Consider the following 11783-nt stretch of genomic DNA (forward strand, 5'->3'; position numbering starts at 1 on the left):
GAAGGGCAGCGCAATGAACGGCAAGTCCCCGTCACTGCTCGTCACCGGCGGAAGCCGTGGCATCGGCGCTGCCGTCTGTCGTCTTGCTGGCTCACGTGGCTACCGCGTTGCGGTCAACTACGTTTCCGATGAACAGGCGGCTAAAAGCGTGGTCGCCGACATCAAGGCGGCGGGTGGAGAAGCTTTCGCGGTAGCCGGTGATGTCGGCCGCGAAGCAGACATTCTCGCGATTTTCGGAGAGGTCGATCGTCGCTTCGGCCGACTTGATGCGCTGGTGAACAATGCCGGCGTCGTCGACCGCATGGCGCGGGTCGACGAGATCAGTCTCGATCGGCTGGAGCGTATGTTCCGCATCAATGTGACAGGCAGCTTCCTCTGCGCTCGCGAAGCGGTCAGGCGCATGTCGACGCGGCATGGCGGACAGGGCGGGGCGATCGTCAATCTGTCGTCGGCCGCTGCACGTCTCGGCTCGCCCGGCTGGTACGTCGACTACGCAGCGTCGAAAGCCGCGATCGAGACCATGACGAAGGGTCTAGCGCTCGAGGTCGCTGCCGAAAAGATCCGCGTCAATGCCGTTCGTCCCGGCATCATCGACACGGAAATCCATGCTTCGGGCGGCGAGCCCGACCGCGTTGCCCAGGTGCGTGACGGTCTTCCGATGAAGCGCGAAGGCACCGCCGACGAGGTGGCGCGCGGCATTCTCTGGCTGCTTTCGGACGAAGCCTCGTACACGACGGGTACCGTCCTCGATATCACCGGTGGTCGCTGAACGCGGACCGCCGGCCTCAATAAACGAAAGGATTTCATTCAATGGCTTACGATGTCGTCGTCATCGGTTCTGGACCGGGTGGATATGTCTGCGCCGTAAAGGCCGCGCAGCTTGGTCTCAAGACCGCGATCGTGGAGAAGCGCCCGACGCTTGGCGGCACCTGCCTGAACATCGGCTGCATCCCCTCCAAGGCGATGCTGCACGCTTCTGAAGTGTTCCATCAGGCGGGCCACACCCATGCCGAGCTCGGCGTCGAGGTCGGAACACCGACGCTGAACCTGCCGGCGATGATGGCGCACAAGGATGCGGTCGTTAAGGCCAATGTCGATGGCGTCTCCTTCCTGATGAAGAAGAACAAGATCGACGTCCTCGTCGGCACCGGCAAGGTGCTTGGCGAAGGCAAGCTGTCGGTGACGACGGATGGCGGCGAAACGCAGGAAATCGAGGCCAAGAACATCGTCATCGCGACCGGCTCGGACGTTGCAGGCATCCCGGGCGTCGACGTCGCCTTCGACGAGAAGGTGATCGTGTCCTCGACCGGCGCGCTGGAACTGGAGAAGGTGCCCGGTCACCTGGTGGTTGTCGGGGGCGGCGTCATCGGACTCGAACTCGGCTCGGTCTGGGCGCGTCTCGGCGCCAAGGTCACCGTGGTCGAGTATCTCGATTCGATCCTCGGCGGCATGGATGGCGAGATCTCCAAGCAGTTCCAGCGCATGCTGGCCAAGCAGGGCCTCGACTTCAAGCTCGGCCAGAAGGTGACGGCCGTCACGCGCAAGGATGCGGGGGCTTCCGTCACGTTCGAGCCAGCCAAGGGCGGCGAGGCGCAGACGGTCGACGCAGACATCGTGCTCGTGGCAACCGGACGCCGGCCTTATACGGAAGGGCTCGGTCTGGAGGATGCAGGCGTCGTCATGGAGAAGGGTGGTCGCGTGAAGATCGATGCGCACTTTCAGACTTCGGTTCCAGGCGTCTATGCAATCGGCGACGTGGTCGCGGGCCCGATGCTTGCCCACAAGGCCGAGGACGAAGGCGTGGCCGTGGCCGAGATCATTGCCGGCCAGGCCGGCCATGTGAACTACGAGGTTATTCCGAGCGTCGTCTACACCCAGCCGGAAGTTGCCTCCATCGGCCGCACCGAAGAGCAGCTGAAGGCCGACGGCGTCGGCTACAAGGCGGGCAAGTTCCCCTTCACCGCAAACGGCCGTGCCCGCGCGATGCTGGCCACAGAAGGCTTCGTCAAGATCCTCGCGGACAAGGATACCGACCGGGTGCTCGGCGTGCACATCGTGGGTGCCGGTGCGGGTGATCTCATCCACGAGGCAGCCGTGCTGATGGAATTCGGCGGATCGGCGGAAGATCTGGCGCGCACCTGCCATGCGCACCCGACCTTGTCGGAAGCGGTCAAGGAAGCTGCCCTCGCGACCTTCTTCAAGCCCATCCATATGTAAGCAGATCGGAAGCGGCGTCTTCCATAAGACGCCGCTTCCTCACCTGTACGGGTGATTGTTCCCGTACGCGCTCTGTCGTCTCTCTTGTCCCGCAACGCGTGCGCCGAACCTGAAACAGGCGGCGCGCGCCTCAACATATGGGCTGGGGACGACAGACAATGACCATGAAAATTCTGCCGATGCTGGCGCTGGTGCCAGTACTGGCTCTAGCAGGCTGTGGCGGTTCGACCACCACCGGATCGATCGGGCCTGGCGGCGGTGCCGGCGGCGCGCCGGGCGGTGGCGGTGCAGGTGGTGGCTCAGGTGGCGACGCCGGTGGAGGTGGGTCGGGCGGCGGAACCGGCAGTGCGATCCGCGGCGTTTCGACGAAGTTTTCGCGCGCGCAGCAGCCGATCCCGACACCGGTGCCGATTTACGAGCAGGGCAAGTTCGCCTACGTGCCGACCGGCGATCTCGTGACCTCGACCGCTCCGATCGAAGGCACGGCAGACCTGACGACGGCGAAACAGGACGATGGCTCGATCACGGTCACGACCGGCGGTCTCTACCGCGATGGCTCAGCCGTTCCAGGCGTCACGGCCAATGCGCAATATCCGGCACGCGGAACGTCGACGACCAATGCGCAGCAATCCGAGTTCATCGGAAACGTCGGTGCGTCCGTCGCCGATGTGATGGTCACCTATTACGACCACGACCAGAACGGCAGCGACGAGTTCTTCACGATCGATCATCACCAGGACCGGGTGAACATCACCCAGCCAATCGACACGATCAGCATCTTCTACGGCGGCGACTTCGCACCGGCTTCAGCCGTTTCGGGCCGCACCGGAACGGCGACGTTCACCGCGACGGATACCGGCAATGCCGACAAGGGGGCGGCCTATGTGCGGGTGGCGACCGGCACGGGTATTTCCAACAGCCAGGTCGATTATGGCGGCGACGTGCGCATGGTGGCGGATTTCGGTGCCGGGACAGTCGATGGCGAGATCACCAACCTACGGCGCTTCGGCAACCAGCAAGCAGCGGACTTCTCGCTGCGGCTGGATGGCTCGCAGATCAACGGTCAGCATTTCGACGGCGGGTCGGTGACCATGCTGCAGGGCGCGACACCGGTGGCAAGCTTCACCGATTCCGCGGTGACAGGCTCGTTCCTCGGCCAGAACGCGGATGCCGTGGGTGGTGTCTTCCAGGCCAACGGAACGCGCGGCGGCCAGGACGTGTATCTCGGCGGCCAGTTCATCGCGCAGGAGGGTCAGACGACCAACTGAGCTTTCGACGGAATGGCTGGGGGCGGCGGCTGATCGGCCGCCGTCTCAATCGGCGCGTTCGACCGAATAGCCGGCGTCGCGCAGGAGTTCGATCACGCCTTCGTCCCCCGGAAGGTGCAAGGCACCGACCGCGATGAACGCGCGGCCGCCATCGAGAAAGGGTTCGGCGCGCTCGGCCATGATGCGATTGCGGGCAAGGACGATCCGCTCTTCGAAATCGGCGTAGCCCTGCGCGTCTCTTTCATGACCCTCAGGAGCGGCTTCGCGCAGCATCGGCATGATCATGCCGGTGTCGCCTGCAACGTAGAGGTCCGTCATCGTCGCCGTCACGTCCTCCAGTAGGGGGCCTAGCGAAAGCGTTTCGACCAGACCGCGCACGTGAAATTCGAGCGACAGGCTGGCCATGGCGTCCAGTTGCTCGGCGATGGTTTCGAGCCCATCGACCGCCTTGCCATCCTCGAGCGCCTGTTCGGCCAGCATCTGGTCGAGGAAGGCCGCACCTTCGGCTTTTCGGGCGTGTTCGCAGGCCGGAAGCGCAATGAGACCGGCGATCATCCAAGGCTTCATGTGCACGAGAGCGTCGACGGGCAGACCAAGCTCATCGAGCCGGGCTTCGACCAGAGCGAAGTCTTCGTCGCTCATCACCGAACGAAGCGTACGCCCATCGGTGAACATCGTCAGCTCGGGTCGGGCAATCAGCGCTGCCTGGGCAACGGCAGGGTCGAGGATTTCGTCGGTTTCGATGACGACCGTTTCCGATGCGTCCAGCGCTTGGCTCACGGTATCGGTCAGTTCCGTCACACGCGGGTCGGCGACATGCATCGTGCCGAGAAGATAAGAAGCAACGCCCTCGTCGTTCTCGACGCGCCACAAAAGCCCTTCGCCATTGGGCGTTGCAGCCGCCTCTTCCAGCAAGGCCGGCAGGCGCGGGTCGTCCTCGACGCGCATCCGGTCGATGAGGTTCTCGCCGCCGCATGCGGCGATCTGTTCCTGCGCATCGGCGCGGTCCAGCGTTCCCAGCACGAAGAGCAGGCTCAGCGCCATGATGAGGTGTATCAATCCGAGAAGCCCGATGACGCCGCGCGCCAAATGCTCTTCCGTGGCGGTTTTCATGCGTGCGATCACGAGACATCCCGAGGCTGTTGATCGCTCTGCGATAACACCCGGCCGCGCAAGAAATCGTTAATGCCACTCCCTTCTGGCGTTTCCGGACAGTGAACCGGTGCCCACTTCTCCTGGCAACGCTCTAGGCGCGCGGATGGGCTGCCCGGTAGGCGGCAAGGAGCCGGGCGCTGTCGACGCCGGTATAGATCTGGGTGGTGGATAGACTCGCGTGCCCGAGCAGCTCCTGGATGGTCCTGAGGTCGCCACCGCCGGCCAAAAGGTGGGTTGCGAAGGAGTGGCGCAGCGCATGAGGCGTCGCCGTGTCGGGAAGCCCGAGCGCCGATCGCATCTTGCGCATTTCCTTCTGGATGATCGCCGCATGCAGAACGCCGCCCCGCGCGCCGCGAAAGAGCGGTTCCGGCGCCGCCAGATGATAGGGACAGAGTTTTCGGTATTCGGCGATCGCCTGTCGGGTGACGTCCATCAGCGGGACGAGCCGGGTCTTGCCGCCCTTGCCTTCAATGCGCAACGTGGTCGTGGTCGGGCCGACCGACGCAGGTGTCAGCGCAAGCGCTTCCGAGATTCGAAGACCGCAGCCGTAGAGAAGCGTCAGCAGCGCGGCGTTGCGGGCTGCGATCCAGGGTTCGTCGGACATCTGGCCGTCGAGGTTCGCGACGGCCACGGCCTGCTCCTCCGACAGCGGCTTCGGCAGGCTGCGTCCGGTCTTGGGTGCGCGCACGTGGCGGGCGCCTGCTGCGTTCACAAGGCCTTCCCGCTCCAGATGGCGCAGGAACGAGCGGACGCCTGCGAGTCCGCGTCCAAGCGTGCGCGCCCCGGCCCCATCGCGGCGACGACTGCCGAGAAAGGCGCGCAGATCGGTGGGACGCAAATCTGCGAGATCGCGCAACGAGGGAGTGGAACCTACGTGCCGGTTCATGAATTGGAGGAATTGCCGCAGATCACGCTCATAGGCATCGAGCGTGTTCGCCGAAAGACGCCGCTGCATGCTCAGGCCATCAAGCCACCGCTGACGCTGCATCATCACATCCGGCGCGGCTGGGAGCAGGTCGGTTGTCACGATTCGTTACGCTCGCGAAATGTCATTTGATATCCGGTGGCTTTCCTCGAAGCCTCCGCGACAATGGTTATATAAGGGTTACGATGCTAGGTAGTGCTGTCGGAAAAGCGGCTGTCATGCTGTCTTTACAAGAGCATGCGATGTCCGGTTGGACGCGATAACGGGGACGTTTATGGTGCAGAAGCGCGATATTCACGGCGTGGTTGATGCCATTGCACTGTTGTCCCAAGGCCGTCCCGGGCACATCGTCGATGAACTCATCGCCGAACGTGGACAGCGTCTCGTCAATAATCCGCTCTGGCCGGTCATGCGGCCGTTTCTCTACAGTGTGCTTCACTACGGCACCGCGCTGCAATTCGCCGACGCTGTTGCCAACATGCCGGGCTTCCAGGCGTTCGAGTATGCCAGCTCCCGGCTGAACCTGAATGTAGAAGTGAAGCGCGGAGAGCGCATCCCCGAAAAGGGCGGCTTCATCATGGTCTCCAACCACCCGACGGGGATCGCGGACGGCATTGCCGTCTTCGATCTTTTGAAAAACCGCCGTCCCGACATGATGTTCTTCGCCAATCGCGACGCGATTCGCGTGAATCCTCGCTTCGTCGAGATGGTCATTCCGGTCGAATGGCGCGAGGAACACAAGAGCAAGTTGAAGGCGCGCGAAACGTTGCAGCTGACGACGCGCGCCGTGAAGGAAGAGAAGGCCACGGTTCTGTTTCCGTCGGGACGCATCGCCTATTGGGCGAACGGCAGGCTCAACGAACGGCCATGGAAGTCGTCGGCGATCTCGCTGTCGCGCAAATACGGCCTACCGATCCTGCCGGTCCACATGACGGCACGCAATTCCGGCCTGTTCTACTGGCTGTCGAAATGGTCGACCGAGCTGCGCGACATGACGGTCTTTCACGAGCTTCTCAACAAGAAGAGCCAGACTTTCGAATTCACCATCGGTGAATTGCTGCAGCCGGACCAACTCGAGGGAGATCCGGCGGCTGTCACCAAGGCGCTCGAGTATCACTCCGTCTTCGGTCTGAAAGCGGATCCGGACCGCGCGTTTCGCGTCCAGTTCTGATCGGTTTTCGCTGCCGATCGATCCCTTCAAGTGAGAATTGCTTTTTGCGGGCTTCGGCTTGAAAATCCGCCACGCTGCGAATGCCGCGGCCAAGGGAGGGATCAATCAGGCCGATGCGCATTCTGCTGGTCGAAGACAACCGCGATCTCGGCGAAGCGGTGGAGGGACGTCTCAAGCGCTCCGGCCATTCGGTCGACTGGGTGCGGGACGGGGAAGCGGCGCTCGCTTTTGCCCGCGACGCGTCGTTCGACGCCATCGTTCTCGATCTCATGCTGCCGGAGCGAGACGGAATTTCGGTGATCTCGGCGCTGAGGAGCGGCGGCGACGATACGCCGGTGCTCGTCGTGACGGCACGCTCGGAAATCGACGACCGCGTCAGCCTTCTCGACATGGGTGCCGACGACTATCTCGTCAAACCATTCGACCTGCGTGAGCTGGAAGCGCGGTTGCGCGCACTCATGCGTCGGCCGGCGGGACATTCCAGCAGCCGAATGGTGCTCGGCGATTTGGTGATGGAGACCGCGGCGCACAGCGTAAGCGTCGCGGGCGTGCCGGTCGAGATCGGCCGACGAGAGTTTCGACTGCTGGAGATTCTGATCTCGCGCGCCGGCCAGGTGGTCGCGAAGGAGCGACTGATGCAGCAGCTGTTTTCGATCGACGAGGATGTCGCGGTCAATGCGCTTGAGCTCTATGTGTCGCGCCTGCGCCGCAAGATCGAGAATTCCGGTGTGTCGATCCTGACCGTGCGTGGCATCGGCTACCTTGCAAGGGCCGATGCAGAGGTTCGGCCCGCCGATGCGCGCTGACAGCTTCTCGATCCGCCGACGGATCACCGCCCTTGCAGCAATCCTTCTCGTCGCCGCAGCTCTGATCCTGCTCGTCTTCATCAGGGATTATGCCGAGCGCGCTTCCGATCGCGCCTTTGACCGGTTGCTCGCAGCCTCGGCGCTCACCATCGCCGGCGCGGTGCAGATCGAGGACGGCGACGTCACGGTGGAGCTTCCCTATGCGTCCTTTGCAATGGTTTCGGGCGACGACCGCGTCTTTTATTCGGTGCGTGCGCCGGATGGGTCGCTGGTCACCGGCTATGACGATCTTGCTGCCGATATGCCGCTTGCGGAAACGCTCGATGCGGAGTTCGACGATGTGCGTTACGGCGGCGAGGTGGTGCGGGTCGCAAGTGTCGGCCGCCTGATCTCGACGGCGGACGGGACCGGCTGGGTGACGATCCGGGTCGCCGAAACGCAAGGCGCGCGCGAAACGCTGTCGCGCGAGATCGTCAACAATGCGCTGGTGCCGCTGCTGGTCCTGACCCTGCTGGCTGCATGGCTCGTCTGGTATCTCATCCGGCGCACCTTCGCACCGCTGCTCACGCTGGAGCGCGAATTGCGCGCCCGCTCGCCCGACGATCTCTCGCCGGTGGACATTCCCGTACCGGTGGAAGTGCGCCACGTGGTCGGCGCGCTGAACGAGTTCATGGCACGGCTGAACCAGTCGATGGTGCGCCTCAGCGAGCTGGTGGCGGAGGCGGCCCACCAGGTGCGAACGCCGCTGGCGTCGCTCCGCGCCCAAGCCGAGGTGGCCATGGACGAGACCGATCCGGATGCCATGCGTGCCCGGGTCGAGCGGATCCATCAGGGCGCCGTGCAGTCGAGCCAGCTCGTCACCCAATTGCTGATGGATGCGACCGTATCGCATCGCCTGGACCTCAGGGACGTGCAGGTGACAGTGATCGGTGCGCTGGTCAACGAGGTGGCGCAGCGGCTCGATCCGGACCAATTGATGCGCATCGGCGTCGAGATGAAACCCGACGTCGCGGACATCGGTTTTCCCGCCGATCGCGTGGTGATGCGCGAGATGCTGAAGAACGTCGTCGACAACGCGCTCGCCTATTCGCAGGGCGATGTGACCATCCGCGTGGAACGCGCAAGAGAAGAGAACGGCGACGTGCTGAAACTGTCCGTCCTCGATAAGGGGCCCGGTATTCCCGATGCGGAGAAGGACACTGTCGTGGAGCGTTTTCGTCGGGGTGCGAGCGCCGGAAATCAGCCGGGTTCGGGGCTGGGGTTGGCGATCGTGCGCCGCGTGGCCGAGGCCCATCGCGGGCGTCTGACGCTGAGGGACCGCGCCGGGGGCGGGCTCGTTGCCGAAATCTGCCTGCCGCTTTCCGGGCGCGGAAGCGATCGCCGTGAAGGTCGCGCCGGACGAGGGGCCATCCCTGCGGCGATCGCGCTTCTGGTCGGCGCTTGCCTTCTTCCGTCGCACGAAGCGGCCGCCGAGCCTCTGGTCTTTCCCGCTAGAGCCGCGGAAAAGGCATCGCTGACGATCGTGGGGACGACGGATACGCGACTCTTTACGCTGTTCGTGGAGGCCTTTCAGGAGCGCTACCCAAACGTCACCGTCCGCTACGACGAGACCGACACGCTTTTGATGTACGAGAACTATCTCGCCGGGCAACTCGATCCTCCGGCAGATCTGATGATCAGCTCATCGTCCGATCTCCAGGTCAAGCTCGCCAATGACGGGCACGCGTCGCGGCATGATTCGGCCGTTTCGTCGATGCCGGATTGGGCCACGTGGCGCAACGAGGTCTTCGGCTTTACCTTCGAACCGGCGGTGATCGTCTACAATCCTGACTTGATCTCTCAGGACGAAGCGCCACGCACGCATCTGGCCCTTGCGGAGTTTCTGGAAAGCAATATCGGTCGCCTGACGGGAAAGGTCGCAACCTACGACATCGCAACGAGCGGGGTTGGTTATCTGCTCGCGGTTCAGGACCAGCTGATCTCATCGCAGTTCTGGCGCCTTGCTTCGGCGTTCGGCCGGACGGGCGCCGTGCTCAGCGGGTCGAGCCCCGATATTCTCGACCGGGTCGATGCCGGCGAACTGGCGATCGCTTACAACGTGCTGGGCTCCTACGCCTTCGCGCGGCAGGCGGAGGGGGCGAATATCCAAATCATCGTGCCCGACGATTACGTGCTGGTGCTGACTCGAAGCGCGGTGATCGCACGCGATGCGCCGAATGCGGAAACAGCGAGGCTCTTTCTCGACTTCCTCCTCTCCGACGCGGGCCAAGCGGTGGCAGCGGGACCGACGGCGCTCGGTGCCGTCAGGGACGGCGTGCGTGGGCTCTGGACCGCGGCGAACATCACCGAGATGGGGCGAGGCGCGGTGCAGCCGATTGCGCTCGGCCCGGCGCTCATGGTCGCGCTGGACCAGCAGCGGCGTGCCCGCTTTCTGGAAACCTGGCGCGGGATCGTCTCGCCTCCCTGACGATTTGGCTTGAGGACCGGCCTGAGCTTCGACCCGAGAAATGGCTGACAGGTGGACGACAGGTTGGCGTGTTAACTTTTGTCGTGATCGGGTCTGGGAGGGCCTCAACGATCCTTGGGAGGAGGTTGCTCAGCACCCCGCCCGTCTGACGGTTTCATTGCCCTTCCAGCCGTTCGAAGCGACGCCGCATGGCGTCCGAAACAGAACATTTGGGAGGTCATCTTGAAGAAAACCATTTTCGCTGCTGCTTTCGCGGCACTGCTCACCAGCACATCCGCTTTCGCGCAGATGGACGAACTGAAGATCATGGCGCCTGCGGCGCCCGGCGGCGGCTGGGACCAAACGGCCCGCTCGATCCAGTCGGTCATGCAGGCTGAGGGCCTCGCCTCCAACATCCAGGTCGAGAATGTCGCCGGCGCCGGCGGCACGATCGGTCTCCAGCAGTTCGTCAACCGCTCCGCAGGCGACCCGACGGCAACGATCGTCGGCGGCTACGTCATGGTTGGCGCCATCATCGCCAATGCCGCTCCGGTCACGCTCGAAGAAGTCACGCCGATCGCCCGCCTCACGGGTGAATATGTCGTGGTCATAGCACCGGCCGATAGCGAAATCGACAATGCCGAAGACCTCGCCGAAGCCATGCAGGCCGACCCCGGCTCCGTCACTTGGGGCGGTGGCTCCGCCGGCGGCGTCGACCACATCGCGGCCGGTCTCTTCGCCCAGGCAGCCGATGTCGACCCGCGCGCCTTGAATTACATCCCGTTCTCCGGTGGCGGCGAAGCGCTTGCGGCCATTCTCGGCGGCCAGGTCACGGTTGGCATTTCCGGCTACAGCGAGTTCGCATCGCAGATCGAAGCCGGCGAAGTGAAGGTGATCGCGATCACCGCTCCGGAGCGTCAGGACTATGTCGACGCGCCGACTTTTGCCGAACAGGGCTTCGACCTCGATGTCCAGAACTGGCGCATGATCGCAGCCGCTCCGGACATTTCGGATGAAGAGCGTCAGGCACTGACGGATACAATCCGGACGATGTCGGAATCCGAAGCCTGGGCCACCGAACTCGAAACGCGCGGCTGGGTGAACACCTATCTCGATGGCGAAGAGTTCCAGACCTACCTGAACCAGGAGATCGAGGCGACCACCGCCATCCTCTCCGACCTCGGCATCAGCCAGTAAGATGGCGACGCACGAACAGGGCGGGGCCGGCACACGCCGGCCCGACGAGGCGGCCCGTCGCAAGTTCGACCTCGGTGGATTGGCGATCGCAATCGGGCTGTTTCTGTTCTCGGCCCTGATCGCGCTCGATGCGTCCTCCTATCCCGAACGGCGCAGTTATGCGCAGATCGGGCCGGAGATATTTCCTTACATCGTTGCTATCGGCATCGCCGTTTTCGGCGCCCTTACGTTCGTGATGGCGCGGCGCGGCGACTTTCCCGACCGGGAAGCCTTGAATTGGGTTCCGGTGATCTGGATCATCGGGGCACTCGCCGGCATGACCGCGCTGCTCTATGCGGGCGCCGGTTTCATCATCGCGTCGGGGGTGCTGTTCGGTGGTGCCGCGCGCGGTTTCGGCCGCAAGCCGGTGATCCTGACGGTGTTCGTCGGGGTGGTGATCTCCGCGCTGCTCTACGTGCTCTTCCGCCAGGGCCTTGGCCTGTCGCTGCCGGCCGGGCTGATCGAGCCGTATCTCAACGCGCTGTTTCGTTAGAGTTGGCGTTTCCGTCTTTGCAGAATTGCAGCGCGCCGCACGAAGCCTTTGACTTTCAGGCTTGAG

At 63.7% G+C, this 11783-nt stretch carries 10 protein-coding genes; 8 read left to right on the forward strand and 2 right to left on the reverse strand.

Annotated features, from left to right (window positions below; translation table 11 throughout):
• Window positions 1-13 precede the first annotated feature (13 nt).
• The 3 genes from GC125_RS02900 (at window position 14) to GC125_RS19895 (ending at window position 3485) form a co-directional block, all read left to right on the forward strand.
• Window positions 14-769: an SDR family oxidoreductase gene (locus tag GC125_RS02900; RefSeq protein ID WP_151983949.1), complete on the forward strand. Its 756-nt coding sequence runs from the start codon at window positions 14-16 to the stop codon at window positions 767-769.
• A gap of 41 nt (window positions 770-810) precedes the next feature.
• Window positions 811-2217 carry a dihydrolipoyl dehydrogenase gene (gene lpdA / locus GC125_RS02905; protein ID WP_151983951.1) on the forward strand — a complete coding sequence of 469 codons (1407 nt, stop codon included), beginning with the start codon at window positions 811-813 and terminating at the stop codon, window positions 2215-2217.
• 158 nt (window positions 2218-2375) lie between these two features.
• Window positions 2376-3485, forward strand: coding sequence for a transferrin-binding protein-like solute binding protein (locus GC125_RS19895; protein ID WP_199864408.1), 1110 nt, complete (start codon window positions 2376-2378; stop codon window positions 3483-3485).
• A 45-nt stretch (window positions 3486-3530) separates the two neighbouring features.
• Here GC125_RS19895 and GC125_RS02915 read toward each other — a convergent pair whose 3' ends face one another.
• Together GC125_RS02915 and GC125_RS02920 are read right to left on the reverse strand one after the other, a co-directional pair.
• Window positions 3531-4598 (reverse strand): TraB/GumN family protein, encoded by a 1068-nt coding sequence (locus tag GC125_RS02915; RefSeq protein WP_151983953.1) that lies wholly within the window; start codon window positions 4596-4598, stop codon window positions 3531-3533.
• A 133-nt stretch (window positions 4599-4731) separates the two neighbouring features.
• Complete coding sequence (locus tag GC125_RS02920) at window positions 4732-5631, reverse strand: tyrosine recombinase XerC (protein WP_151987476.1); 900 nt, start codon at window positions 5629-5631, stop codon at window positions 4732-4734.
• Window positions 5632-5842: 211 nt separating this feature from the next.
• On the opposite strand from GC125_RS02920, the gene GC125_RS02925 reads away from it, so the two are divergent.
• The 5 genes from GC125_RS02925 (at window position 5843) to GC125_RS02945 (ending at window position 11717) form a co-directional block, all read left to right on the forward strand.
• Window positions 5843-6736: a GNAT family N-acetyltransferase gene (locus tag GC125_RS02925; protein ID WP_286165339.1), complete on the forward strand. Its 894-nt coding sequence runs from the start codon at window positions 5843-5845 to the stop codon at window positions 6734-6736.
• A gap of 113 nt (window positions 6737-6849) precedes the next feature.
• A complete protein-coding gene (locus GC125_RS02930) occupies window positions 6850-7542 on the forward strand; it encodes a response regulator transcription factor (RefSeq protein ID WP_151983957.1) in 693 nt (230 codons plus the stop codon).
• Entirely contained in the window at window positions 7532-10009 is a 2478-nt protein-coding gene (locus tag GC125_RS02935; RefSeq protein ID WP_151983959.1) for an extracellular solute-binding protein, read from the forward strand. Before GC125_RS02930 ends, GC125_RS02935 begins: the two co-directional genes overlap by 11 nt.
• A 222-nt stretch (window positions 10010-10231) precedes the next feature.
• The gene (locus GC125_RS02940; RefSeq protein WP_286165340.1) at window positions 10232-11185 is read left to right on the forward strand and encodes a Bug family tripartite tricarboxylate transporter substrate binding protein; all 954 of its coding nucleotides are present in this window, start codon (window positions 10232-10234) and stop codon (window positions 11183-11185) included.
• Window position 11186: 1 nt separating this feature from the next.
• Window positions 11187-11717, forward strand: a complete 531-nt coding sequence (locus GC125_RS02945; RefSeq protein ID WP_151983961.1) for a tripartite tricarboxylate transporter TctB family protein — start codon at window positions 11187-11189, stop codon at window positions 11715-11717.
• Window positions 11718-11783 lie beyond the last annotated feature (66 nt).

It is taken from the genome of Rhizobium sp. EC-SD404, from assembly GCF_902498825.1.
Lineage (GTDB): Bacteria > Pseudomonadota > Alphaproteobacteria > Rhizobiales > Rhizobiaceae > Georhizobium.